21 protein-coding genes are annotated in these 25,966 nt (G+C 36.1%); 4 read left to right on the top strand and 17 right to left on the bottom strand.

Annotation, left to right across the window (positions count from 1 at the left end):
* Positions 1-10: 10 nt before the first annotated feature.
* From CWD91_RS01425 to CWD91_RS01360, 14 genes are all read right to left on the bottom strand, one after another.
* Entirely contained in the window at positions 11-1,420 is a 1,410-nt protein-coding gene (locus CWD91_RS01425) for an oligosaccharide flippase family protein (RefSeq protein ID WP_103439167.1), read from the bottom strand.
* A 10-nt stretch (positions 1,421-1,430) separates the two neighbouring features.
* Positions 1,431-2,348 carry a ComEC/Rec2 family competence protein gene (locus tag CWD91_RS01420; protein ID WP_103439166.1) on the bottom strand — a complete coding sequence of 306 codons (918 nt, stop codon included), beginning with the start codon at positions 2,346-2,348 and terminating at the stop codon, positions 1,431-1,433.
* 10 nt (positions 2,349-2,358) lie between these two features.
* The gene (locus CWD91_RS01415; protein WP_103439165.1) at positions 2,359-3,549 is read right to left on the bottom strand and encodes a CDP-glycerol glycerophosphotransferase family protein; all 1,191 of its coding nucleotides are present in this window, start codon (positions 3,547-3,549) and stop codon (positions 2,359-2,361) included.
* The gene (locus CWD91_RS01410; RefSeq protein ID WP_157943691.1) at positions 3,549-4,706 is read right to left on the bottom strand and encodes a phosphonoacetaldehyde reductase; all 1,158 of its coding nucleotides are present in this window, start codon (positions 4,704-4,706) and stop codon (positions 3,549-3,551) included. Before CWD91_RS01410 ends, CWD91_RS01415 begins: the two co-directional genes overlap by 1 nt.
* Positions 4,666-5,811: a phosphonopyruvate decarboxylase gene (aepY, locus tag CWD91_RS01405; protein WP_103439163.1), complete on the bottom strand. Its 1,146-nt coding sequence runs from the start codon at positions 5,809-5,811 to the stop codon at positions 4,666-4,668. The genes CWD91_RS01410 and aepY overlap by 41 nt, the downstream gene beginning before the upstream one ends.
* Before the next feature lie 11 nt (positions 5,812-5,822).
* On the bottom strand, positions 5,823-7,121 hold the full coding sequence (gene aepX / locus CWD91_RS01400) for a phosphoenolpyruvate mutase (RefSeq protein ID WP_103439162.1): 1,299 nt from the start codon (positions 7,119-7,121) through the stop codon (positions 5,823-5,825).
* Positions 7,122-7,423: 302 nt separating this feature from the next.
* Positions 7,424-8,305 (bottom strand): dTDP-4-dehydrorhamnose reductase, encoded by an 882-nt coding sequence (rfbD, locus tag CWD91_RS01395; RefSeq protein WP_103439161.1) that lies wholly within the window; start codon positions 8,303-8,305, stop codon positions 7,424-7,426.
* Entirely contained in the window at positions 8,305-8,850 is a 546-nt protein-coding gene (gene rfbC / locus CWD91_RS01390; protein WP_103439160.1) for a dTDP-4-dehydrorhamnose 3,5-epimerase, read from the bottom strand. Before rfbC ends, rfbD begins: the two co-directional genes overlap by 1 nt.
* Positions 8,847-9,716 carry a glucose-1-phosphate thymidylyltransferase RfbA gene (gene rfbA, locus CWD91_RS01385; RefSeq protein ID WP_103439847.1) on the bottom strand — a complete coding sequence of 290 codons (870 nt, stop codon included), beginning with the start codon at positions 9,714-9,716 and terminating at the stop codon, positions 8,847-8,849. Before rfbA ends, rfbC begins: the two co-directional genes overlap by 4 nt.
* Positions 9,717-9,726: 10 nt before the next feature.
* Entirely contained in the window at positions 9,727-10,770 is a 1,044-nt protein-coding gene (gene rfbB / locus CWD91_RS01380; protein ID WP_103439159.1) for a dTDP-glucose 4,6-dehydratase, read from the bottom strand.
* 2 nt (positions 10,771-10,772) lie between these two features.
* On the bottom strand, positions 10,773-11,828 hold the full coding sequence (locus CWD91_RS01375; protein ID WP_103439158.1) for a hypothetical protein: 1,056 nt from the start codon (positions 11,826-11,828) through the stop codon (positions 10,773-10,775).
* Between the two features lie 6 nt (positions 11,829-11,834).
* The gene (locus tag CWD91_RS01370; protein ID WP_103439157.1) at positions 11,835-13,520 is read right to left on the bottom strand and encodes a DUF6909 family protein; all 1,686 of its coding nucleotides are present in this window, start codon (positions 13,518-13,520) and stop codon (positions 11,835-11,837) included.
* 159 nt (positions 13,521-13,679) lie between these two features.
* Positions 13,680-15,179: a GH3 auxin-responsive promoter family protein gene (locus CWD91_RS01365; protein WP_103439156.1), complete on the bottom strand. Its 1,500-nt coding sequence runs from the start codon at positions 15,177-15,179 to the stop codon at positions 13,680-13,682.
* Between the two features lie 6 nt (positions 15,180-15,185).
* Entirely contained in the window at positions 15,186-16,055 is an 870-nt protein-coding gene (locus tag CWD91_RS01360; RefSeq protein ID WP_103439155.1) for a M23 family metallopeptidase, read from the bottom strand.
* 199 nt (positions 16,056-16,254) lie between these two features.
* Here CWD91_RS01360 and CWD91_RS01355 point away from each other — a divergent pair, with 199 nt between their 5' ends.
* The 3 genes from CWD91_RS01355 (at position 16,255) to CWD91_RS23120 (ending at position 20,280) form a co-directional block, all read left to right on the top strand.
* Positions 16,255-16,440 (top strand): Sec-independent protein translocase subunit TatA/TatB, encoded by a 186-nt coding sequence (locus CWD91_RS01355; RefSeq protein WP_103439154.1) that lies wholly within the window; start codon positions 16,255-16,257, stop codon positions 16,438-16,440.
* Between the two features lie 562 nt (positions 16,441-17,002).
* Positions 17,003-19,660: an OmpA family protein gene (locus tag CWD91_RS01345; protein WP_103439152.1), complete on the top strand. Its 2,658-nt coding sequence runs from the start codon at positions 17,003-17,005 to the stop codon at positions 19,658-19,660.
* 449 nt (positions 19,661-20,109) lie between these two features.
* Complete coding sequence (locus CWD91_RS23120; protein ID WP_317045593.1) at positions 20,110-20,280, top strand: DUF6747 family protein; 171 nt, start codon at positions 20,110-20,112, stop codon at positions 20,278-20,280.
* A 341-nt stretch (positions 20,281-20,621) separates the two neighbouring features.
* Here CWD91_RS23120 and CWD91_RS01340 read toward each other — a convergent pair whose 3' ends face one another.
* The 3 genes from CWD91_RS01340 to CWD91_RS01330 form a co-directional block, all read right to left on the bottom strand.
* The gene (locus CWD91_RS01340; protein ID WP_103439151.1) at positions 20,622-21,614 is read right to left on the bottom strand and encodes a DUF4837 family protein; all 993 of its coding nucleotides are present in this window, start codon (positions 21,612-21,614) and stop codon (positions 20,622-20,624) included.
* 12 nt (positions 21,615-21,626) lie between these two features.
* A complete protein-coding gene (locus tag CWD91_RS01335) occupies positions 21,627-23,264 on the bottom strand; it encodes a lytic transglycosylase domain-containing protein (protein WP_239985604.1) in 1,638 nt (545 codons plus the stop codon).
* A gap of 115 nt (positions 23,265-23,379) precedes the next feature.
* The gene (locus CWD91_RS01330) at positions 23,380-24,570 is read right to left on the bottom strand and encodes a phosphoglycerate kinase (RefSeq protein WP_103439150.1); all 1,191 of its coding nucleotides are present in this window, start codon (positions 24,568-24,570) and stop codon (positions 23,380-23,382) included.
* A 232-nt stretch (positions 24,571-24,802) separates the two neighbouring features.
* On the opposite strand from CWD91_RS01330, the gene CWD91_RS01325 reads away from it, so the two are divergent.
* On the top strand, positions 24,803-25,954 hold the full coding sequence (locus tag CWD91_RS01325; RefSeq protein WP_103439149.1) for a DNA polymerase III subunit: 1,152 nt from the start codon (positions 24,803-24,805) through the stop codon (positions 25,952-25,954).
* The last annotated feature ends 12 nt before the right edge of the window (positions 25,955-25,966 follow it).

The following is a 25,966-nucleotide window of genomic DNA, read 5'->3' as shown; positions in this document are numbered from 1 at the left end:
TTAAAAAAATTTAAATACCTCTATCATTTAACAATTTAAGCAAGAATGTATAATTTTCATTTCTTGTCATCATATAACAAATAAAGGCCACCCAGATTATTATACTTATTAAAACCATAGGTACGTTAAAGATTGAAAACATTTTCAAGCCCATAAAAATCAACAATGTTCCCAAAAGGACCAATACAATATCGGAAGTAAAAAATGTTAAATTAGCTACCACTTTTTTACTATAATAAAAGTACAAAACAAATAGACTTATATGCGCAATAACATTTATCCAGGCGGCAGCTATAATTCCGTGTTCTGGGATAAATATGAAATTAAGGACCAAGCTTATTGATAAAGAAATGGAAACTGTCAGAACACGATAAATTTGTTTATTGGATATGGTCATAATATTTCCTAGCAAAGAACTTATCGTTCTTAAAACGACGACTAGGGATAATGGCGCTACCAAAGGGATTGCCGCCAGATATTCGCTTGTATATAATGTGGCTATTATGGACTTGTTAAATGTTGTAAATAAAAGAAATAATGAGCATCCTATTATTATAAGATAAAAAAGTAATTTCGAGGAGAGTTCCGATATATTTTCTCCCCTTGAAAATTTAAAGGACATATAAGGTAACAAAACGTTGGACAATGTTTCGGATGCAATCAAAAGCACTAAAATTATTCTAAAAACGGATTGATATAATGCAACTTGTGTAGCACCTAAATAATAGGAAATTATTTGGGTATCAATCATAAAATATAATATCCCTAATATTGTATGGAAACCATATGACCAGCTACGCTTAAAAAAATGTTTTTGAATTTGAATATTGTATGCTTTAATACGGATTGATTCACGACAAACGAATAATATCCAAGTCAATTGCAATAATTTACAAACTAAAAGACTTATTGAAAGCATCCCCAAAGAGAAATCCAATAAACTATACATTATTATCAAAATTGTAATACCTATGGCATAAACTATTGTCGTTTCTGTATATTTCCCGAACTTATTTTTAACTTTCAATAAGGCTTGAAGGAATAGTATATAAGATGAAGCCAAAGCAAATAAAATGAAAATACCTCCAACGAAAACCCAACTTCCATCATATAGTAAATAAAGATATATGAATGAAATTGTACCAACAATAAGAGATATGGATAACTTTACGTACAAGCCATTGGAAACGTAATCTCCAGGATTAAATTTATTCTCCGGGTATTCTTTCATAATCATCAAAGAGAGGCCAAAATCGGCGCAAACCCATAGAATTGTAGCTAAGGAAAATCCAAAACTCAAAATCCCAAAATCTTCAACAGGCATTAGTTTAGCCAGGACAATAAAAACTATACTACCGGTATAAACTTGAAGTAAAGAAGTGGCCAATGACCAAAAAATATTTTTAGATACTGTAGCCATTTTATTTAAGTCAATCTATCTGAACAGTCCCGTCGATTCCCGCTACATAATTTTTCTTTACTTGTAAATATGAAATCCATTCACGAACTATTAAAGTTTTCCAGTTACCTGAATTTAATCCTTTATTATCTAAATTGTTATCCCATAGCCATATAGGTGTCGGCCATATCGCATAATGTGGGCTTACCTTTTGATAGAATTTTTGATCTACTCCATCCTGTCCATGATGTGCCATTTGCACATAATTGGCTTGTATTTTGTTGACATTTTGTCCATTAAGAATTACATTTCCTCCTTCAACCCCTAAATCTCCTAAAAAAAGTACGGATTTAGACTTACTTTCAATTTTAAAAACCATTGACGAGTTATTTATGGCATTTACCGTAATTTTATCGTTAATTGCACCAAATACATTCATGGTTACACCATTCCCTATTTCAAACATATCGTTGTTCCGAACATTAACTAATGGGATATTAGAAGAATTGATTATTGCACTATAATGCTTATAAAAATCCAATGCCTTCTCTTCATTTACCTTTACCCAATCCTCCTCCAAAGCAACATGAAGGATTTTTTTGATTTTTACCTGATTGTCAGGGATAATTCTCAATAACGCCCCTGCATGATCGATATGTGGGTGAGTAATAATCCAAGTATCTACCTTGCCTCCAAATTGTTTCAAATGTTGTATTAAAAAATTGTCAAATTCTGGCAAACCACCGTCTACGACTATTATATTATTATCATCGGTTCTAATAATATACGCCATTTGAACTTGATCTAATCCATCCAGTTGCCATAACGAAAAATCTTGAACTCTATTTGGGAAAGAGGTAATGTTTAAAATAGGCGTTATATCATCTATATCCTCACATGAATTCAGCAATGTAAGCAGTAAAAGGGAACAGATTAATTTAATCTTCATTGCATATCAGCTAGGTTAATGTTTTAATTTTTTCAAAGGCCCTTTTAGAGTTATTAGAATCATGGTACTTATTAAATATATTATTTTTCTCAATTATAAGGTCTTTATAATCAGTATCTGTCCAAATGGTTTTTAATGCATTCATTAATTCTTCCCAATTTTGCACAATTGGTCCGGCTACCACATCATTATAATTAAAATACATTTCCCTTGAACCTTTTAAATATTCCTTTAAATCAAATGCCGCAAAAATAATCGGTTTAAGAGCCAATAAAAAATCGAAGTAAGCACCAGAGTAATCGGTTATTAGCAAATCAGCATCCTTTAACATGAAATTGATGTCATCTGTCTGATTATCAGATAAATGAATTATTCGACTGTGAGGGTTATTTTTTTCCAAATCTAATTTATTATCGACAAAATGCCCCTTACTGACGAGAACTATATTGTGCTTAATTAAAAAGGACTGCAGTTCTATTGGGTTGTAATCCGTTAATGTAAAAATACTTTTAGCTTCAAAATGATTTCTAAAAGTAGGCAAATAGTACACCAATTTACAATCTTTGAACTTAGCTCTTAACTCCTCATTAAAAGTATCCTTAATAGGGTTATAAAAAGCATCATTTCTAGGGCATCCTGTTTCTAAAACTTTATTTGTTGAGATGTTGAAAGCGGTTGACATTTTATCTGTAAATGCACTAGAATTCGAAACCACATAGTCATAATTAAATTCACAAACAAAGGGAAATAATTTTGGAACGATTACTTGCTGAAAAAAGGAATTTACATTGGAAAATTTATCATCCATGCCAATTTTTTTCATTGGATTGCCATGCCAAAGTTGAATACAATTGGCGCCATTGGTAAATAAATAATTAACATCTCTTTTACCAGAACTTACTATAATATTTTTTGCCTGAAGACTATAATAAATACCCCTTATGCTGTTGGTCATAAAAACATTTTTAGGGGTATAAATTTTGGCCTTATCATATACAGCCATATCCCTGGTAAGCCATATGACTTTTATTTCAGGATGATTTTTTAAAATGTATAAATACAAATACTTGCTGTTATCTGAAAATCTTTTTCCATACCATGCGCCAAATACCCATATTTTCTTATTTCTGGGGAAAAAAATTTGAATCCACCAAATGGGTAGAAATAAAATATAACCCAAATACTTAACAATTCGGAACATTAATTTGATTGGTTTTTTAGAAGTTTCCTCAGTTCATCCTCGGATATTTTTCTGGGATTATTACCAAGTCGTTCCGTATTCACGTTATTAACAATGATATCTTCATAATCTGTAATTCCAAGCTTGGCTATGGAAACTTCAATCCCCAATTTACGAGCAAATTCCTTTAGGAAGAATTTTCCTTCGTTAGGATTGTTAATTTTAAATAAACTGCAAAGATCGTTTATATTATTTTTAATAAATTCAACTCCTCTAGGGTCATTCGCATTTGTAATAGTTACCCCAAAATTAAATTCAAAAAATTCTGGTAGTGTTAAAAATACTGCATGTCCGTGCGGTATTGAATAATAAGTAGTAAAGGCATATGAAACGGCATGTGCGGCAGTGGTCTTGGATATGTTTATTGCTTTTCCAGCTAAATATGACCCTAGCATTACCGTTTCCCTGCTTTTTTCGTTTGTTGGATCCTTGGTGACATTGGGCAAATCTTCGAGTAATAAATGAATAGCCTCCTTTGCATAAGCTTTCGACTCCGCATTAGCCCCAACGCTCCAATAAGATTCTATTGCTTGGGAAAGGGCGTCCAACCCTGTGCAGGCGGTTAAATATGATGGCTGTGTGACAGAAAACATAGTATTTAAACCTACGGCATCAGGAAGTATAAATTGATGGGCAACAGAATATTTTTTATTATCATGATATATCACTGCAAAATGAGTTGCCTCACTACCTGTTCCAGCCGTAGTCGGAATGGCAATAAGAGGTTCGCCTTTTTTGCTGATTAATTTAGAGTCATTAACTATCTGTAAACTATTTATTTGATCGTTTGCTGAAAATATGTTTATTAATTTCGCCATATCTATTACACTGCCACCTCCTATTGCAATGATTAAATTAGACTTTGATTGACGAAATATTTCTAACCCCCTTAATACATCTTCATACTTCGGATTTTGTTGAAAATCGGAAAATCTAACATATTCCTCTCCATTCAAACCTTCTTCAATAAATCTGTTAGATCCAGAATCGATAAATGAACTTTTTCCAGTAACTAGAAAAATCTTGTTAGCGGAATATTTGCGAACAAGATTCTTAATATCTGTGCTTGATATGTTTTTAATTAGTGTTTGGGTCATTTTTTTTAAGAAATTTTTCAAAAGCGTATTTATTTTCCTTAGGACTGGTGGTGGGTCTTCCTAAATTTTCTCTAGCTCCTATATTAACTTTTATTTCCAAAAACGCCCTTCCGTGATGGCTCATCAAGGAACTCAATTTATTCTTGATATCATCAACTTCCGTTGCTGATTCCACAAAGGAATAACCACTAGCGGCAGCAATATTTGGTAAATCTATGGCAAGAGCGACTGTGGGTTGTCCTCCGACTGAATCATGTGCTCCATTATTGATGACAATATGTTTAAAATTTTTCAATTTTTTCATGGATCCATTTATGGTAAGGCTTCCCATATGCATAATTACTGAACCGTCACCATCTATACAAATTATGCTTCGATCTTCTTTTTCTATAGCTATTCCCATAGCAATTGAAGAGGTATGTCCCATGGCCCCGACTGTTAAAAAATCCTTTTCATGCGTTTGCTGAAGAGCTTTTCTATATTCAAAAACCTCTCTGGATGTTTTTCCAGTGGTAGAAACAACAATATCGTTTTCTCCTAATTGATCAATAATAAGTTTTACCGCTCCCTCTCTATTTAATGGATATCTGGTAGAATTACTTTTTTTTAGTGAATATTTTTCAAAAGAATTCTTACGAACCAATAAAGCAAAAGGTTTCATTTCGGATTTTGCGGTATGAATTGCTTTATCCAAGACCAGTTCGATATCACTATAGCCATCAACTACTAAATAGGGTAACTTCATCGCATTAAGTAGATCTTCACTTACCATTCCCTGCTTTATGTGCTGGGGTTCATCTTTTATGCCAGGCTCGCCCCTCCAACCAATCAACAAAATCATTGGAATCCCATAAACATCATTATCCGCTATTGAGAGAATGGGGTTAACGGTATTTCCAAACCCGGAATTCTGCATGTATACCAATGGAATATTGCCGCTTGCCAAATAATTTCCGACAGCCAACCCCACCGAGGTTCCTTCATTGGCAGAAATTATATGTCGTTCCTCAGGTGCCCTATCTGATATATACGCACATATATCTTTGAGCAAGGAGTCGGGTACTCCTGTGAAAAAATTAATGCCCCTAACCAAAAGGGCATTATAAAATTTAGATGGATCGATCATTCAATAATAGATTATTTGGTTCCAGGAATCAATTCCAATATCTCTTTAATAGAGATACAATTATCCCTAGATTCATAGGAACGCCTATGGGTAAGAATTGATTTAGCAGTATCGAGCATCGCTGGATATGCGCTTCTTAATAATTGGTTTGCATAAATAACAACATTTACCCCTGCATCGGCCAGCTCATCTTCTGTTATAGTATTATAACTTGATGGAACCGCGATGATAGGAACCTTTCTATCAAATTTCTGGTATTTATGACAGAACTCTAAAATCTCATTTGGAGATTTTTCTTTAGAATGGATCATTATTGCATCAGCCCCGGCTTCAATATATGCTTTGGCTCTTTTTAGGGCATCTTCCATCCCCGCTTTAAGTATTAAACTTTCAATCCGGGCAATTACCATAAAATCATCCGTTATTCTAGCGGCTCTTCCTGCTTCTATTTTTTTGGAAAAATCTTCTATGGAGTCCTGAAATTGTTGAACATCCGTTCCAAATAATGAATTTTTCTTTAATCCAATTTTATCCTCTATAATTACTGCAGAAACTCCTAATCTTTCCAATGTGCGAACAGTAAAAACAAAATGCTCTATTTTTCCACCCGTATCCCCATCAAAAATAATAGGTTTGGTGGTAACTTCAACTAGATTGTTGATATTGTTTACTCTTGAAGTTATGTCTACTGCCTCGATATCCGGTTTTCCCATGGAAGTGGAATCTGTTAAACTACTTGCCCACATGCCATCAAATTCTCTTATTTCTCCATTTACCTCTACATTAATATTTTCCACTATTAATCCGGTAAGTCCATTATGTGCTTCAATAATACGGACAATCTTCTTTGATTGTATCAATCTTCTTAATCTCGCTCTACGGATATCAGGTGTTGTACCTATTTCTTTAAGTGCTTTACTTAATTGAGTGGAAGAAATTCCCTCAGTATACGGTACTTCGATCAATTTCCCGTTCCATTTGTCTAAGGTGTCCAACACCTGCTGCCTAGTATTTTTTTGTATTCCTTCCTTCCAATCATCGCCATGGACCACAAAATCAGGTCTTAATTTTTCAAGATTTGGTCTATAATCCAATGTTTCTTGTGGAATTACCTTGTTTACAGATTTTAAGTTTTCCAGAATTACCTTTCTTTGATCATACTTCAAATAAGGCAATCTTTTATAACTTGCAATAGCCTTATCAGTCAACAGACCAACCGTAACATTCCCTAATTTGGATGCTTCATTCAAAATATTCAGGTGTCCTGGATGAATTAAATCCGCACTCATTCCGACATAAACTTCACTCATATTTTTTTCATTTTTAATTGGAGCAAATTTACAACAATTTTACAACAATTCTATACTGCTCCTATCAGTATAAAACAGTACTAATTGTAATGTTCATTTAAACTCATTTTTCAACCTTAAAATTAATATTCAAATCTAAAATTTAAATTTGTTATTGGCTAATTGTTTAAAAGTACTATAAACGTTTTCCGCACCATGATATATAAAAATTATGTTGATCATGAAAATTCTAGAAATATATAGTTAATTCCCACAATCTACTTAATAAAAATCACAAATCTCAATTAATTGGTATGCCAAGTTTATAATAATTTGAGTTTTTTAGATAAACACCCAGTTAAACTATCTTTCCAAAATCGAATGGTCATGCCACCATCTTTGACTTTTGTTGTGTCCAATACACTATAAATTGGTCTCATGGCAGGAAGGGGAAAAGCTCTTGATGGGATAGGCTTCAACTTAACATCTAATCCCTTAATTTCAAAAATAGCCTTAGCGAAATCAAACCAACTAATAGCTCCTTCATTACTAAAATGATAAAGGCCATAATTGGTTCCTTTTAAAATGATTATTTTCAAAATTGCTTCTGCTAAATCACTGGCATTGGTGGGTGATCCTAATTGGTCATTTACCACACTAAGTTCATCTCTTTCTGCGCCAAGACGCAACATTGTTTTCACAAAATTATTCCCGTATTCTGAATATACCCAAGAAGTGCGGATGATAAAAAATTGTGCTAAGATATCCTGGACGTATTGTTCCCCTTTTAATTTGGATGCTCCATACACATTAATAGGGCTAGGAACATCTTCCTCCACATAGGGAGTATTTTTAGAACCATCGAATACAAAATCGGTGGAGATATGTATGAAAGTAGTATTGTGGGTCTTGCAGGCTTCGGCCAAATACTTAACGGCTTCGGCATTCACTAGAAATGCGTTTTCCTGATCCGTTTCTGCTTTGTCCACTGCAGTATAAGCAGCACAGTTTATGCAATAGTCATATTTTTCAAGGGCAAATAGTTTATTTATTCGATTTTTTTTGGTTATATCTAATTCTTTTGAGGTTTTAAAATGGAATTGATAGTTCGGGTATTTCTCTGCGAGATCCTGCAAACATCTTCCCAACTGCCCATTGGCTCCTGTGATTAATAATTTCAATCTTTTGTTTTTTAAAGCTTCCATTAGAGGATAGCATGTTCTAAGGTTGGAAGCACCAAATCTTTTTCGGATACTTTCATTTGGTCAATTGGTAATTTCCAATCAATATTAATAATTGGATCATTATATATAATTCCGCCTTCAGCCTCTTTATTATAAAAATTATCACATTTATAAAAGAACTCCGCAGTTTCACTTAAAACGGAAAAGCCATGCCCAAAACCTCTAGGGATAAATAGTTGTTTTTTATTTTCCGCAGAAAGTTCTATAGAAAAATATTGTCCGTAGGTAGAGGAATCTTCTCTTAAATCTACAGCAACGTCCAAAACCTTGCCGCTAAGAACCCGGACTAACTTTGCCTGAGCAAAATTTCCTATTTGGTAGTGTAGGGCTCGTACCACTCCATAAGATGAATAGGATTGATTGTCCTGGACAAAATTAACTTGCTGACCGGTTTCGCGATTAAATCTATCGGCATTAAAACTTTCAAAAAAATAACCTCTCGAATCCTTAAATATTGTGGGTTCTAATATATAACAACCCTTTAACTTGGTTTCAGTAACTTTCATTTATCCTTGTTCAAAATTCCCAATAAATTTTTACCATAGCCGCTTTTCATAAGAGGTTCTGCGAGTGTTTTAAATTGTGCTTTGTCTATATAGCCCATTTCGTATGCGGCGCCTTCTATGGCCCCTATTTTTAGTCCCTGACGTTCTTCTATAACCTCTACAAACTGGCTTGCTTGCATTAACGAGGCAAAAGTACCGGTATCTAACCACGCCGTACCCCTATCTAGTATGCTTACATTTAATTTATTGTTTTCCAAATATACCTTGTTCACATCAGTAATTTCTATTTCACCTCTATGGCTTGGTTTTATGTTTTTGGCTATTTCGACAACATCATTATCATAAAAATAAATCCCTGGAACAGCGTAATTGGATTTTGGATCGGTGGGTTTTTCTTCAATACTTATGGCTTTTCCGTTTTCATCAAATTCAACCACGCCATAACGTTCTGGATCATGGACTCGATAGGCGTAAATAATTCCGCCATCTGGATCGTTATTAGCCTGTAACAATTTTGCCAAGCCGGAACCGTAGAAAATATTATCACCTAAGATTAAAGCTACTTTATCTTTTCCAATAAATTTCTCGCCAATTATAAAGGCTTCAGCAAGCCCATTAGGTTCAGCTTGAACCGCATATTCGAATGTACAGCCAAATTTTTTGCCGTCACCTAAAAGTTCCTTAAATAAAGGTAGGTCCTTAGGAGTGGAAATAATCAATATTTCCCTGATTCCTGAATACATTAATGTCGATAACGGATAATAGATCATAGGTTTATCATAAATCGGCATCAATTGCTTACTAACGCTTAAGGTAAGGGGATGTAGTCTGGTGCCGGATCCACCAGCTAAAATTATTCCTTTCATATTAAATGTTTTACTGGTATTGCTTTGCATAATAGGTTTGATATTCCCCTGAAGTAACATTGGAAAGCCAATCTTCATTTTCTAAATACCATTCAATTGTCTTCGCTAATCCTTCTTCAAAGGTAACAGATGGTTCCCATCCCAATTCCTTGTTTATTTTAGATGCATCAATAGCATAACGTAAGTCGTGACCAGGCCTGTCCTTAACATAAGTGATGAGTCTTTCGCTTTCCCCAGTGGACCTTCCCAATTTTTCGTCCATTTGTTTGCAAAGTAATTTTACCAAATCGATGTTTTTCCATTCATTAAACCCACCAATATTATACGTTTCGGTATTTTCCCCTTTGTGAAAAATTAGGTCTATCGCTCTTGCGTGGTCCAACACATATAACCAATCCCTTGTATAGTTGCCATCGCCATAAACAGGTAAAGGTTGTTTCTTTATTATATTGTTTAAAAATAATGGAATTAATTTTTCCGGGAAGTGGTTGGGACCATAGTTGTTGGAACAATTACTTATTACATAGGGTAAGCCATAGGTTTCCCCATAGGCCCTTACAAAATGATCTGAACTGGCCTTGGAAGCGGAATATGGGGAGTTGGGGTCATAGGCAGTAGTTTCTGTAAACAGTCCAGTTTTCCCTAAAGATCCATATACTTCATCTGTGCTTACATGATAAAAACGCTTACCAACAAAATCATCTTTCCAAATTGATTTGAAGGAGTTTAATAAATTTACGGTGCCAATTACATTAGTCCTTACAAACGCTAAGGGATCGGTTATTGATCGATCTACATGGGATTCGGCGGCCAAATGGATTACACCTTCAAATTGATGCTTTAAAAAAAGTGAATCAATATAATCTGCATTGGTAATATCTCCTTTTATGAAAGTGTAATTCTTAGCACTCTCAACATCTTTTAAATTTTCTAAATTCCCGGCATATGTAAGGGCGTCCAAATTATAAATCTGATATTCTGGATATTTGTTTACTAATCTTCTAACCACATGGGAACCTATAAATCCGGCCCCTCCGGTAACTAATATATTCATAACTATTCTTTTTTATAGTTCTTTAAATAGCTGTTTAACTCCAACAGACTTAAAAATAACAACGTAATACCGATAAATCCAAGGGGAATCCAAAATTTATAGCTATTCAGTATTCCCTTTACCTCTACACCCCTTCTAGGGAAGGCAGAGATAACATTTAAAATGCTCGATTTATTGGCCCTTTCTTCGTTTAACATTACTAGGCTCTGTTTTAATTTGTCAACCTGGTTTATCAAGGCCAATTCCTTGTTTTCCTGACCACCATTTTCACCTAAACTGATATTGGTGCCCTGTTGAGGTTTTTCCGCCTCTTTTTCCATGACGCGTTTGTACAAATGCTGTAGGGAATCCACCTCCATTAACTGTTTTTTGTAAAGACTGTCCTGTAAACTTATATTCTGGTCACTAATACTCTGTTGTAACTGAAAGTATTCGTTTCGTGAAATTGACTTAATAATAGAAGGCTGTATCTTTTTGGCCACGGTGTTATTTGAGGCAGCAACGGAAATCGTGTGGAAACGAGCATCCATGGAATTAAAGTTTTTCAAATAATTCTCCATATCAATGGCCTTTTTGGTGGTCGAATCCAAACTACGTACAAATTTATCGAACAATTGTACCTTTTGGTTTTCATCCGAATAGGACTCCACTTCAAACTTTTTTAGTTTAGATGCCTCAGTAACACTGACATCCAGGGCTTCAGCTAATGCTGTAGAGTCTTCTGCTTGCGCTAACTCATTATAAAAATTGACATTGTTGTACAACTGCTGTACACTGTTAAAATTGGGTTCAACAACCATGGTGGAGATATATTTTGGCTCTTTCACCATGTCCAAATAGATGCCTAAGGCCAAACCTACTACAGCAGCAATCACAAATTTTATAAAATGCTTTTGTAGAAAGAGGAGGAATAGGATAATTGTATGAAAAATCCCGTTGAATATTTTTCCTATAAAACGGAAAAATTTCCTGAATCCGTTTCCAATTAATTGGAATAGTTGCCCCAAATCAACCTCCTCGGAGGAAGAATTGTTAGGAGATGGTTGCTGATTGGCCATATAAATTTAAGAATTAAATATTTGTGTTAGTATTTTGTCCGTGATTAAATAAGTGGGTTTTACCCCTGTAGTACCCAAACCTCCTGAAGCCAAGGTACTTCCTGTTTCCAGAGGATTATCGGAAGCGTAATACGCGTAACGTACTTTTACATCTTCCCGAATGCTTTTTCTAATTTTGGAAGCGGATTGTATGGCCTTTTGATAATGTACTCCCTCCATTTCCAAACCGATCACATTCCAAGTGGACTCATGGAAAAATTTAAGGATGTCCCTATTCTGCAAAGAGGTTCCTAAAACGGTGACCATTGCTCCTTGAAGCACCTTAAGTCCATTGCCTTCGAAATCTTCTTTACTTAATTCATTTACAAATGGGTAATTGTCCGCCGTGCCTTCAAAAATATGGGCATCCGGAATCATGATATCTCCTTTTCCACCCTCCAAAATACCTGCTTTTCCCATAATATTGATTGAAGCCACATTCAAAAATACCTCTTGGTTTTTTTTGATTCTGTATGGTTTTAATAATTCATCAATGGTTTCATAGGCTTGTTCCCCGAAGGCGTAATCCATTACAAAGATAATAGGTTTTTCACTTTCTGGGCAGTTCTTGGGCAATTCATAACAACAAGTGTTTTCGGCCAATTTGGCCATGTCGAAAATTTGTACATCTATATTTGTTCCGGAAACGTCATCAATAGAGATCATCCCGTTCTTTTTTGCATGGGCAATAACTTTTTCCCTTAAGTTGGAATTTTTGTGGATGCTTAAAGCTTCATATATTTCTAACTTTGATTTGCTCTTGAACGCTTTTGACAATGCTTTTTGCGCAAACAAAGAATTCATTACACTGTGCATATTGGCACTTATAATGTGTATTGGACGTTTCATAAGTCCATGCTCCATAAAGGTTTCTTTAATCCTATTGGCCCAACGCTCTCCATGAATATGGTGTCCCAGACGCTCCCTTAACATGGGGCTGAAAGTAATTGCTCTTTTATTGCCCGTCGTTTCTTCCTCAATGGCCAGCTTGCCCAACCAATAGATAATTTTTAAAAAGCGTTCAGGTTCCTTTGCGGTGGATAACTGTTTATGAACTGCCATAATTTCTATGAATGGCCTTCCCAAAATATTGGCTACATGAATCAAGGCAACCTCTCTTTCCAGTTGTGTAAGTTCCTCCTTTTGGGCCGCCTCCTCCAATTTTACCCAGTCCCTAACTGTTCTGTCCGTGTCTTCTATAAGTACCTTTTTACTGAGCTTTTCCGATTCTATAAACAAAAAGGTGAGATGTGTAAGAATGTCATAAATATCGGACCTGCCTCTTGTGATTTCAATATTCATCTGTTCATCATCGATCCTGTAACAGTTTCTACGTCTTTTAGGAGGTATAATGGGTTTAAATTGGGACCCGGCGTATCCTTCATCCGAAGTTAAGTTTATAAATCGGCATTGTTCTATGCCTTCCGGTAATCTTTCCAAAACATACATAAGCCCGTTCAGTTCCGATTTTTCATCGGCAATGGAGCCATATATTTCCGGACGTAGTTGTAATAGGGATTGTCTTAAAGCAGCTCCGGAAACACCTGAAGGCTTGTAAAATCCACGATTAAAAAGATGACGCATTGTAATATACAAGCGCTCAATGGCATTGGTGGATTCTTGTGCCCTAGTCGTGTTAACGGTCTTACTCATAAGCGGAATTCGTGCAAAACTACAATTTAAATTGTTTATTTTTTCCTTGAGGGTTTTTTCTCTATATTCTAATGGGAACTTACTTAATAAAATTAGACTTTTTTAATTAAAAGAATGGTTGATTTATAAATCAAGATTTAATCTAGAGTTTATAACAAATTATTTTATAAAATTACTCCTCAAGGCATCCGCCACTTTTCGGTCATTGGATAATCTTTGAACTTTGTTCTGACCTCCTAGTTTACCGATCGACTGCATATAATCCTGAAAACCACCATTTTTTATTTGGGTAATCTTTAGTGTTTGGAGTATTTTTCCTTTTATTAAATCAAAATAATAACTGTTCTGCTTCTGTAAGGAATTATCCAATAATTCAATGAATTTTTTAATGTCCGATGGAGGGTGTTCAAATTCTATCAACCATTCGTGATAGGGAAGTTCCTTTTCATCCGGATTAATCTGTGGTGCTACGGTAAATTCGTTTATCCTGGCATCGGTGCTCTCTATGGCCTGTCTCATAGCTTCCTCCACTTCCTTCCCTATTACGTGCTCGCCAAAGGCAGAAATAAAATGCTTTATTCTACCTGAAACTATAATTTTATAGGGTTTTAATGAAATAAACTGAACGGTATCTCCGAGGTTGTAGCCCCATAGCCCTGCATTGGTGGAAATAATCATTACATAGTTCACTCCCAGTTCCACCTCCTTAAGCGTAATCCGTTTGGGGCTCTTTACAAAAAATTCATCAGCTTTGACAAACTCATAAAAGATACCGGAATTTAATAGGAGAAGCATTCCCTTTTCTTTTTGCGAATTTTGATAGGCGAAAAACCCCTCACTGGCCGGAAATAATTCTATGCTGTCTACTCTTCGCCCGATGAGGTTTTCAAACTTGGCCCGATAAGGTTCGTAATTGACCCCACCATAGATAAAGAGTTGAAAATTTCTAAAAAGGTCTCCAATTTTTTTATCCGTCTTTGCGTTTAGCTTTTCAAAATACATTTGTACCCAAGACGGTATACCGGCAATGACAGTCATATTCTCGTTGACGGTTTCGTCTACAATTTTATTCACCTTAGTGTCCCAATCTTCCAAACAATTGGTCTCCCAGCTTGGCAATCTATTTTGTTGGAGGTAGTTGGGGACATAGTGTGCGGATATTCCTGATAATCTGCCAACTTTAATCCCGTTTTTTTCGGTCATTTCCGGACTGCCTTGTAGAAATATCATTTTTCCATCCACAAAATTTGCATTTCCCGTCTCATGGATGTAGTTTAAAATGGCATTTCGTGAAGCTTCAATCTGGTATTTTATGGATTCGTGGGTAATTGGGATATATTTTACTCCGGAAGTGGTACCCGAAGTTTTGGCAAAGTAGGCGGGTTTACCAGGCCATAAGACATCTTTTTCACCGGCAACCACCTTTTCAACATATCGCTTTAATTCTTCATAATCCCTTATGGGAACAAGTTCCACAAAGTCGGAATGGGTTTGTATCTGCGAAAAATGGTGATCTTGACCAAAATTTGTATTTGTTGCCTTGGCTATGAGGGACTTGAATACTTTTTCTTGGGTTTCAATAGGGTTATTGGCCCATTGGGCAGTTTTTCTAGCGATGTTTTTGGCAAATAATTTTGCAGCAAAAGATTTTATACTCATTTAATTTTATTTAAAATCTATAAAATCCAAGGGATTGATTGGGCTGCCATTGCTCCAAAGCTCAAAGTGTAGATGCGGTCCAGTGGTTAACTCACCTGTATTTCCGACAGAGGCGATTACCTCACCAGATCGGACGACATCGCCTTGGCCTTTATTTAATGCCCCGTTGTGTTTGTATACACTTAATAATCCGTCCACATGTTCCAGTATAATAACATAACCCGTTTCTGCTGTCCATTCGGCAAAAACTACGGTGCCATTGGCCACAGCTTTGATGGGACTGTCCTTTGGGGCTACAACATCTACGGCAAAATGTTTATTTTCCGCATCAAATCCTTGGGAAAGGGATCCACTTAAGGGAGAAAAGAGGACTTGCCCTGGATTATTAATGTTTCTTTCAAACAAATTATATTTATCCTCCAAAGCCACCTGTGCCCTTAATAAGGAATCTTCTTTTATTGGGGTTAAATCTATAGTGGATGGATCTAATTTGTACTGTTCAAATAGCGAATCTCTATTAATTTCATTATTCTCAATATCGCCACGCAATACCTTTCTTATGTTATCTAAATACCTATTGGTATAATTTAGCGTTGCCACAAGGGAATCAGTCCTATAGGTCAATTCTGTGGCCTGCCGCTTTAATTTTGTGGATGAGTATCCCGGGATATATTCCCTTAAGGGGGTAAAAGCGATAAGTAAAATGGTAAAACCTATCAATCCGATAATGAAAAGAGATCCGGTAACAAAAACATTCATCCTACTTAATTTGAATGATAGTTTTTCCTCAAAGGTACTTTCATTCAAAATCACAAGACGATACTTGTGTAAAAGTTTCTGCTTAATTTCTTTTCTTTTCTTTACCTTTTTGGCCATAATGAACAAAGATAAGGTTAGTATTTAAATTTAATTCCTTTATTATTAAATTTGATATTCAGCACTTATTTCGATGCAAAAGTATCCATTAGGAGAATATATTCTAAATTTAGAATAATTAAAACATATTTTTGTCGTTAATATTAACAGCATTCTAACATCTTTTTTAGTACATTTGTTACTCTTAAATCATTATACTATGATAACTTTAAACACATTTTTAGTCATTGGTCCAATGCAAATAGCCTTGGTTGTGGCGATTGTCTTATTATTATTTGGAGGAAAGAAGATTCCAGAATTGATGCGTGGATTGGGAAGCGGGATCAAAGAATTTAAAGATGCTTCCAAGGAAGACGATAAATTGGAAGAGAAAAAGGAAAAATAGAATATTTTATATATATACAAAAGACATCTACCACTGCGTAGATGTTTTTTCGTTTATACACTTTACTACATTATACATTGCAGCAATAAATTATATTAAACTTCAATAATTTAAAGCTTGCCGTTTCTTTTAGGCATAAATTAAGGAGGTATAAAGCCCATTTTATGTATTTTAACATAAAATACCAATTGGAATATTGTTAAGGTTTATTGGCTTTTAGTTGTGCTTAAGGGTTTTTAATTACTTGGGTAGTCATCTAAAAAAGTAATTTTTGGATTGATTTTAATGACTTTAATTGGCAATTTTGTTTTGGGCTATTGCTTTACAGCCCTTTGGTCCTTTGAGGATAAATGTTATACACATCTCTTTAAATAGGGCTTACACCAATGAAAACAGAGCATTCACAACAAATAATTTTTTTATGGCACTAACCGATCTAGTTTTAGCGTTGGTAATAATATATATAGTATTTGTGGATTCGTACGGAAGTTATGTTTTGAACTTTACAGATACCGGGATATTTAAAAAAATAGATTCCCTAGATTTTTCTAATTGAACAACCATGAAACAACTTCTAACAGCCTGCTTGCTTACTCTTGCTTTAATTGGCAGTGCCCAAGGAATTAGGAAAAACGTTCCGTCCAATTTGGAGGAGCGATTTTCGGATATAGATATAAGCGGTAATAGTGAGTCTAGATCCACATTGACTTACACAAGTACCGTTTCCCCTGAAATTTTTAAAAGAAGGGCCACTGATAACCATGTTAAAAGCAGGACTTTTAAAAATCTTAAGGGGGCAGATGAAGGCTTCTATATTGTCTCCGGTGTATTTTCAGATTTGGAAAACGCTCAAAAGCTGGCCAAAAAATTAAAAGGGCAGGGTTTTGATGCGGGATATATAAGTAACTCCAACAATGGTTTAAACTATGTCTATTTGGGAAAGTACGATAATTTAGACAAGGCTATAGCGGCCTGTAATACTAAATTGAACGGAACTTATTCTGATTCATTTTGGTTAATGAATGTTGATAATGGAGGGAAAACCAAAAAAATAGATATAAATGGGAATGGGTCGATTTCCAATTTACCTTCCTCTACCCCAACCACAGATAACTCGTCTTTTCAGGATGTGAAAGATTATCCGAAAGGAGCTCAGTCTCCAGATCAAGATGAAAAACCTTCTCCAAAGGCCAAGAAGTCCTCTCCCGATGAAGAATTGTCCATAGACGAAGTTACCTATGATATGCTTAGCCCCTTAGAGGAACCCGATTTGGCAAACAATAAGGCCAAGGAAAATATTTCAAAAGATAAAGGAAACCCGAATGCAACAAGGCTCATTCAAAAAGCAGATCAATATTTTGAGAAGATGTGGTACGCTGAGGCTGCCGAGTTATATGAAGAAGCCATAAAAAAAGATGCCAATAATTATTCTTTTGATATTCTTCAAAAAGCTGGGGATGCCCATTACTACAATACCGATATGGCAAAAGCCTATTACTACTATAATATTATTTTTGAGAGATATGAGAATGAGGTTTCCCCGGACCAAATTTTTAAATATGCCCATACCTTGAAAGGTACAGGGAAGTACGGAAAGTCCAAACGGATGATGCGTCTTTATGACAAAGAGGTTAAGAATGGCAATGCAGGTTCTAAATTGGAATTCAATGCAAACCAAAAAGAGGCCATCTTGGATAATATTTTAAATATGGAGCTCAAATTTGGACTTAAAAACTTGGCTATAAACACCAAGTATTCCGAATTTGCGCCCATGTTCTACAATGAGGATGAGATTGTATTTGCCTCTGCCAAAGACTCCTCTATTTTTAATACCAGGAGGTATAAATGGAACAATCAACCATACTTGGACTTGTATGTATCAAAGGTGAATAAGGAATCCCAAGACCTTAAGGAGGCAATAAGGTTCTCAAAGAAAATAAATTCCAAATATCACGAGGCATCGGTGACTTTTACTCCGGACAATTCAACCATGTTTTTCACTCGAAACAATTACGGCAAAAAATTAAAAAGGGATAAAAATGGGGTTAATCATTTAAAAATATATACTTCCAAAAAAATTGATGGCGAATGGACCGAGGCTGAGGAAGTGCCCTTTAATAGTGATGACTATTCTACGGGGCATCCTGCATTGAGTCCGGATGGCAAGAGGTTATATTTTGTTTCTGACATGCCGGGAACCGTAGGGGAAACCGATATTTTTGTGGTTGATGTTTTGGGAGACGGGAAGTATTCCGAGCCTAAAAATCTGGGCCCTGAAATAAATACGGAACAAAAGGAAATGTTCCCATTTATTAATGATAAGAAGTTGTACTTCGCTTCCAATGGCCATGTAGGACTTGGCGGCTTGGATGTATACGAAGTGGCCTATGATGAGGACGGATTCAAGGAAGTAGTAAATATGGGACAACCTATTAACAGTAATAAGGATGATTTCTCTTATATCGTTAATGATAAAGACCAAAAAGGATATTTTGCTTCCAACAGACGTGGCGGTAAAGGGGACGATGATATATACTCATTTGAAAGGTTAGTACTGGAAGAGGTGGTAAAGAATGCCATATCTGGGGTAGTTACGGAACTAATTACAGGCGACCTTATGCCTAAGGCCCTGGTAACCCTATTGGATGAAAACAATATTAAATTAAAGGAAATGGTTACCGAAGATGACGGTTCCTTTGTATTTGAAGATTTGGATTCCAATACCAAATATACGATTAAGACTACTAGGAGTGAATTCTTTGAACATGTGATGACGGCAGAAACCAAGGAAAATGAAGTAGTAAATGTGGACGTTACCATGAAAAAGTTAAAAGAGCTAATTGTAATCGAAGACGGTATTAAAAAGCTTAAAACAGACATGATTTTCTTCGATTTCGATAAATCCTACATTAGGAAGGATGCGTCGTTGGAGCTTGATAAATTGGTGCAGGTGATGACGGAGTACCAAGACATGGTTATCAAGATTGAATCCCATACCGATTCAAGGGGTCCGGATGTATACAACAAATATTTATCGGATAAGAGGGCCAAATCAACAAGAGCCTATCTTATTTCCAAGGGTATTTCTGCTGACCGGATTGAAAGTGCCATTGGATATGGTGAGGAACGTTTGATCAATGAATGTGGCAACGGTGTCCGCTGTAGCAGTGCAAAACACGAACTTAATAGACGATCAGAGTTTATAATTGTAAAGATGTAAAATTAATACACACACGAAATTACTATAACCAAAACCGCCTTTCTTAAATGGAATAGGTGGTTTTTTTATTACTACCAGTCCAATTAATCTCAGTAATATACCGTTAGGTATAATAATTGACACGGACATACAGTTAAGTGACGTTGTTCCCAATCAATTCGATTTTTTTTTAGAACGATGTTATGTCTTTATAGTATTTTCGTTATTGTATTTCCAGCTTGGTATTTAACAAAGAGGTTTCTTCCGACACATTTATTCCATTTTAATTTTATGCATGGTTGAGTGTATAAAGCCATTGGTATTCAAAATAATGCCGAGGATAAATAGTCAAATTCATTTTCACAACATATTGGAGTCTCTTTACAACAAAAAAGTCCGACGAAATACCTAACTATCCGATTTTGAGTTATATAAGTATAATAATCAACCAAATAACCAAACCAAATATCATGAAAAACGTTCATTTAATCCGAGAAATTTATTTAGAGGCATTTAGAAATATGGGTCATGCCTTTGTTAAATCCTATTTTAAGTTAATGAGCTGGTTTTGTTTTGCTAGCTTCATAATCGTGCTCTATGCTTTTGTATTCAGGATTACCACAGGCTTCGCCTTTGATTAAACCATTAACCAACCAAAACCAAGAAACGCCCGAGTGGGCGTTTTTTTGTGGCCTTAAACTTTCCAGAATTCCCGTCAATCCGATTAATTCCCCAAAATTGAATGGGTAAGCCTACTAGGGCCAAAATTATATACACTTTAATATTAGCGAATTGGAAGATTTGTCGAAGCGAGTTTTTCGCTATTCCTGTAAGTCGCTTTTAGACCGTAAACGAAATCTAATTCCAAATCTATTTTCAAGAGTTTTAACGCACATTTATCCAATAACCATGAGTGGATTATGCAAAAAAAATAGGGCCTCTTAAAAGGCCCAATAAGTTGTATCTATAATTGAAGTTGCAATTATTTATTTTCCGTGAACTTCACTGTTTTTAAAATGGCTTCAAGTTGGAACATATCGTCTCTTTTTTCAGTAGCGGGAGCAAATACAAAACCTTCAATGACGACTTTCCTGTTATTTTTATCGTCGTTGATGATATAGGTCAGAAAAGGTCCGGCCATGGGATAGCCACTTATTTCCCATATTCCTCTAACTTCAGCGGCCTTTCTTTCAGAAATTTCCACTGGAAAAACATAAGGGGCAAAGGCTTTTTCGGTTATCATAAACGTCGTTTTCCCTGGTACATCAGGTCCTGGAATATATTGTTTTCCAATAGAATCCCGCATGGCCATTATTTCTTTAACAAAGGTTGAGTCGTTTTTAAAGTAGTCGTTGGGAATGTCGTAGGCAACAATATTCATACTTCCTTTTTGAATCTGTCTATCTATCCAAATAAAATTATTCTCCTGTTTTCCTACTTTGTATATGGACGGCAAGGACAAGGTAATGCCCAATTTTTCGTTCAATACCGTTTCCTTGCTAAGCGATTTTAAAAAACGTTTTTGGGATTCTTGAATTTCAACCTCTTTGAAGGCTTTAATGATCTCAGAAGCCTTGGAATCCAAATTTGAAATAATTTCCTCATCGGTACTTCCCTTAATTACACCCACCTTTTGAGGAGTGGCATAAACATCGGATTTAATGTGGGCAAGACTTAAGGTATCCTGGGCAACAAAAAGTATAGATCGGGTTTGTAAAATGGATCCAGAAAAAACCTTTGGGGGCATTTGGTTAATGGTAAAAAGGGGTTCCTCCCAGGAAAGACCCAAAACTGGGGCTGCAAAATGCTGCCTTACCCGGTCTCCCACTTTTCCTTCCCATAACTCATTGTCCATTACTACGGCCAAGGAATTAATGGCACCAATGGATTCTGGAAGGTATTTCTTTTTCTCCTTTTCACCACACGATCCAAGAATCAATGAAATTAGCAATACAAGTGTCCCAATTTTTTTCATACAGTTATTTATTTACGATGAACAATCGCACAATTTTAGTCTTGTGCCCGGTTTAATGTCGTTACCACTAATACCGTTCCATTTTCGTAAATTATCTATACTAATTCCAGGATATTTTTTGGAAATGGTCCAAAGGGAGTCTCCGCTTTTAACCGTATGGACCTTAGCACCTGCTGCAGCCACTGAATTTGTTGAGCTAGTGCTTGTACTTGTCGAGGTTGAAGAGGAAGGAATTTTTCTTGGATAAATAGTCAACCGTTGTCCTATTCTTAGGTTATTGCTTCTTAGGCCGTTCCAATTTTTAATCTGGCTAACACCTACACCGTATCTTTCGGCAATTTTCCCCAGAAAATCACCACTCCGAACCTTGTATCTTATCTGATCTTGGGATTGAACTACCTGAGGTAAAGGTTCTTCCTTGGATTTTATTTGATTTTGCACATGGGCATATATTGCAGCCTCATTGGCGACAAATTTTCCCATTGCATCCACCGGGAGTCTAAGTGCATAATTCTTATCCTTGACATAGGGTATAACCTTTAATTTATAGGCGGGATTCAATAACTGTAACTCTTCTTCGCTTACATCTACCAATTCTGAAATTTGATTGAAAGTAATCGTACTCTTCACATGTACGGTGTCCGTTTCAAAATAGGGACGTTCGGCGATTTGCGTGGTAAATCCATGTTCCTCCGCATATTCAAAAATATACATGGTAGCTAAAAATGCAGGTACGTACCCCGCGGTTTCCCTGGGAAGATTTCTTCTTATATTCCAGTAATTTTTATACCCTCCTGATCTTCTAATAGCCTTGTTTACATTGCCAGGCCCAGAATTATATGCTGCCAGGGCCAAATCCCAGTCATTAAAAATACCGTGTAGTTTTTTAAGATATAAACTGGCTGCCTTGGTTGAATTAATGGGGTCGCTACGTTCGTCCACATAACTGCTCACATCCAGATCGTACATTTTTCCGGTACCGTACATAAATTGCCAGAGCCCGGTAGCACCCACTCTGGAACGTGCCCTTGGATTTAGGGCCGACTCAACAATTGCCAAATATTTCAGTTCCAAAGGTACATTTTGGTTGTCCAATTCCTGTTCGAACAAGGGAAAATAGAATTGACTTATAGTCAACATCCTACTCATCATATCCCTTTTACGCGTCAGAAAATATCGTATAACATTTTCCAAAGATGGATTATAAACAATATTGAAAGGTGTTTTTTGGTTCAAGATTTCCAATCTTGCCTTTAAGGTATCCGTGTCTACATTGAAATGATATACCGAATCAATTTCAAGGGCGGTAATTTCCTGATAAATGGAATCGAAAAGTGAGGAACTGTCATACAATTCCTTCATCCATAGGCTATCGAACTTTGCAGCTTCTGGATGATCCTTTAGGTCATATTTTTTTTGTCCTTTGACCAAAAGTAACGGATTGTCCTGGATGTCATCTTTGGCCTCCATGGTTTCCATCTGCTCTGCACCCTCCAAATCCATGGCAGTGGTATCCACTGGAATTTCTTTGGCTTTTAGAATGCCAAGGGGAATTTTATTGGAAGGAATTGAATCTATTTCCTGTGCTACGCCTGTAACCAAGAAACCCATGGACAAAACGCCCAATAATATATTTTTGGATATATTCATAAGGTTTGTTTTTAAAGCGGGGCAGACTAAAAATCGTGATTTTTTTCTGAACTATGAAATTTAATTTTCGTTAGCTCATCAAAAATCAATTAACCCATATTATTTAACGTTATTTTTAGGCCAATATTGCTGCTATTCCCGGTAGTGTCTTACCCTCAAGGCTCTCTAACATCGCTCCTCCACCAGTAGAAACATAGCTTACCTTGTTTTCAAAACCGAATTGCTTTACAGCGGCAACCGAGTCTCCGCCACCAACTAATGAAAAGGCTCCTTTTTGGGTTGCTTCATCTATATAATTGCCAATGGCAATGGTACCCTTTGCAAAGTTTTCCATTTCAAATACACCAATGGGACCATTCCATAGAATGGTTTTCGACTTTAAGATTACTTCCTTAAAGATTTCCAGGGTTTTTGGGCCTGCATCCAAACCTTGCCAACCATCTGGAATCTCGTTGGAATTGACCAGTTTTGTATTGGCATTGTTGTTAAAGTCGTCTGCAGCCAGAACATCCACAGGAATATGTACTTCTACCCCTTTTTTCTTGGCTTGCTCAAGAATTTCCAAGGCCAATTCCATTTTGTCATCCTCACAGATGGAATCGCCAACCTTCCCGCCCTTGGCTTTAACGAAGGTATAGGTCATTCCACCACCAATAATAAGATGGTCCACCTTATCAAGAATATTTTCAATAATAGTAATTTTTGAGGAGACCTTGGCCCCACCCAAGATGGCGGTCACAGGTTTTTCACCTGTTCGCATTACTTTTTCTATGGCTTCTATTTCTTTTGCCAACAAGAACCCAAAACATTTCTTTTCTGGATAAAATTGGGCAACAATGGTTGTGGAGGCATGGGCCCTATGGGCAGTTCCAAATGCATCATTGACATATATATCCCCTAATTTGGATAATTGTTCTGCGAAATTTTTATCTCCTTTTTCCTCTTCAGCATGAAATCTTAGGTTTTCCAACAAAAGAACTTCGCCAGTCTTTAATTCCGACACCGCCTTCTCTGCAACCGGTCCAATACTTTCCGCAGCGAATTTCACAGTCACACCAAGTACTTCCGATACCTGGCTACATATATGCTTAAGGGATAAATCGGGATTTACCTTTCCGTCAGGCCGTCCTAAATGGCTCATTAACACGGCGCTTCCACCATCTTCCAATATTTTTATGATGGTAGGCTTTGCAGCTTCAATTCTATTGTCATCGGTTACATTAAAATCTGCATCCAATGGAACGTTAAAATCTACCCTTATTAATGCTTTTTTACCTTTAAAATTAAAATCCTTGATGGTTTTCATTAGCCATTTTGTTTTAGAGAGTGACAAATGTAAAGATTTATAGGTAGCGATTAAAGAGACTGTTCCAATTATTTATGTGGTTCATTTTCTGAGTAGGGTTTTTATATTATAAATGGTTGTAGGTCAGATTGGTTTTCAAGTTGCTTTCCGGAAAAGAAAATAACTCGGTTTCCATATTTTCCTATGCCCCTTGAAAATATAGTTTTCAGATAAAAACCGCTATATTTGAACCATGCTATTCAAGGATATTTTAGGACTTTCCCATATAAAGAAGCATTTGGTTTCCAGCGCTGATGCGGGCCGCATTCCACATGCACAATTGTTTGTTGGTCCAGAAGGCTGTGGCACCTTGCCTATGGCCCTTTGTTACGTGCAGTACTTGCTTTGTGGGAATAGTGAAGGGGAAAATAATAATGGTAATAGTGCCTGTAATACCAAATTTAACTCCCTGTCCCATCCTGATGTTCATTTTGCCTTTCCAGTTGCCAATTCGGACAAAGTTAAAAGTCATGCCGTTAGCGATCATTATTTGGAGGAATGGCGTCAATTTATTAAGGAACAACCTTACGGAAATCTTTTTGATTGGTATAAATTAATTGGGATCGACAATAAACAAGGCCAGATTGGTGTGGACGAGGCACTTGATGTTGTTAAAAAACTTTCCTTAAAATCATATGAAGGAGGATATAAGGCCCTGATAATTTGGATGGCCGAGAAAATGAATATCTCTACAGCCAATAAACTCCTCAAGTTGATTGAGGAACCACCGGACAAAACAGTATTGATTCTAATTGCTGAGGACGAAGAGCAAATAATACAAACAATACGGTCCAGGTGCCAAATATTACATTTTCCTCCTTTAGCCGAAGAAGCAATTTCACAAGCACTTGTAAATAAGGGGATTTCTAAGGAGGATGCCCTAAGGATATCGCATGAGGCCAATGGCAATTTTAATAAGGCACTGGATTTCATGAATAACGATTCTGAGGATTTGGTTTTTGAAAAATGGTTTGTGCAGTGGGTAAGAAGCGCATTTAAGGCCAAAGGGAACAAGGCAGCTATACATGACCTTATTTCCTGGAGCGAAGTGGTGGCCAAAACGGGAAGGGAAACACAGAAAAAATTTCTAAATTATTGTATGTCCGTTATGCGGCAAGCCCTTTTAATAAACTTCAGCACCCGCGAATTGGCTTTTATGAGGATACATGTTGAGGGATTTGAACTGGAAAAATTTGCACCCTTCGTACATGAAAACAATATAGTTTTAATTGTGAAGGAATTGGAGGATGCCATTTATCATATTGAAAGAAATGGTAATTCCAAATTAATATTGATGGATCTATCCATAAAATTAACGCGATTACTGCATAAAAAAGCCGCCTAAAGGAACTGTATA

The sequence above is a fragment of the Arenibacter hampyeongensis genome (genome assembly GCF_002909255.1).
Taxonomy (GTDB): domain Bacteria; phylum Bacteroidota; class Bacteroidia; order Flavobacteriales; family Flavobacteriaceae; genus Arenibacter; species Arenibacter hampyeongensis.
The sequence above is the reverse complement of the archived record's forward strand: the minus strand, read 5'-3'. Positions and strand labels throughout refer to the sequence as shown.

Coding starts and splice junctions, on each gene's coding strand:
- CWD91_RS01335 (WP_239985604.1), bottom strand. CDS start 23,264: ATGAATATATCCAAAAATATATTATTGGGCGTTTTGTCCATGGGTTTC.
- CWD91_RS01360 (WP_103439155.1), bottom strand. CDS start 16,055: ATGGCCAAAAAGGTAAAGAAAAGAAAAGAAATTAAGCAGAAACTTTTA.
- aepX (WP_103439162.1), bottom strand. CDS start 7,121: ATGAGTGAAGTTTATGTCGGAATGAGTGCGGATTTAATTCATCCAGGA.
- rfbD (WP_103439161.1), bottom strand. CDS start 8,305: ATGGAAGCTTTAAAAAACAAAAGATTGAAATTATTAATCACAGGAGCC.
- CWD91_RS01340 (WP_103439151.1), bottom strand. CDS start 21,614: ATGAAAAAAATTGGGACACTTGTATTGCTAATTTCATTGATTCTTGGA.
- aepY (WP_103439163.1), bottom strand. CDS start 5,811: ATGATCGATCCATCTAAATTTTATAATGCCCTTTTGGTTAGGGGCATT.
- rfbB (WP_103439159.1), bottom strand. CDS start 10,770: ATGAATATATTAGTTACCGGAGGGGCCGGATTTATAGGTTCCCATGTG.
- CWD91_RS01425 (WP_103439167.1), bottom strand. CDS start 1,420: ATGGCTACAGTATCTAAAAATATTTTTTGGTCATTGGCCACTTCTTTA.
- CWD91_RS01370 (WP_103439157.1), bottom strand. CDS start 13,520: ATGAGTAAGACCGTTAACACGACTAGGGCACAAGAATCCACCAATGCC.
- rfbC (WP_103439160.1), bottom strand. CDS start 8,850: ATGAAAGTTACTGAAACCAAGTTAAAGGGTTGTTATATATTAGAACCC.
- CWD91_RS01325 (WP_103439149.1), top strand. CDS start 24,803: ATGCTATTCAAGGATATTTTAGGACTTTCCCATATAAAGAAGCATTTG.
- CWD91_RS01415 (WP_103439165.1), bottom strand. CDS start 3,549: ATGTTCCGAATTGTTAAGTATTTGGGTTATATTTTATTTCTACCCATT.
- CWD91_RS01375 (WP_103439158.1), bottom strand. CDS start 11,828: ATGGCCAATCAGCAACCATCTCCTAACAATTCTTCCTCCGAGGAGGTT.
- CWD91_RS01365 (WP_103439156.1), bottom strand. CDS start 15,179: ATGAGTATAAAATCTTTTGCTGCAAAATTATTTGCCAAAAACATCGCT.
- rfbA (WP_103439847.1), bottom strand. CDS start 9,716: ATGAAAGGAATAATTTTAGCTGGTGGATCCGGCACCAGACTACATCCC.
- CWD91_RS23120 (WP_317045593.1), top strand. CDS start 20,110: ATGAAAAACGTTCATTTAATCCGAGAAATTTATTTAGAGGCATTTAGA.
- CWD91_RS01355 (WP_103439154.1), top strand. CDS start 16,255: ATGATAACTTTAAACACATTTTTAGTCATTGGTCCAATGCAAATAGCC.
- CWD91_RS01330 (WP_103439150.1), bottom strand. CDS start 24,570: ATGAAAACCATCAAGGATTTTAATTTTAAAGGTAAAAAAGCATTAATA.
- CWD91_RS01420 (WP_103439166.1), bottom strand. CDS start 2,348: ATGAAGATTAAATTAATCTGTTCCCTTTTACTGCTTACATTGCTGAAT.
- CWD91_RS01345 (WP_103439152.1), top strand. CDS start 17,003: ATGAAACAACTTCTAACAGCCTGCTTGCTTACTCTTGCTTTAATTGGC.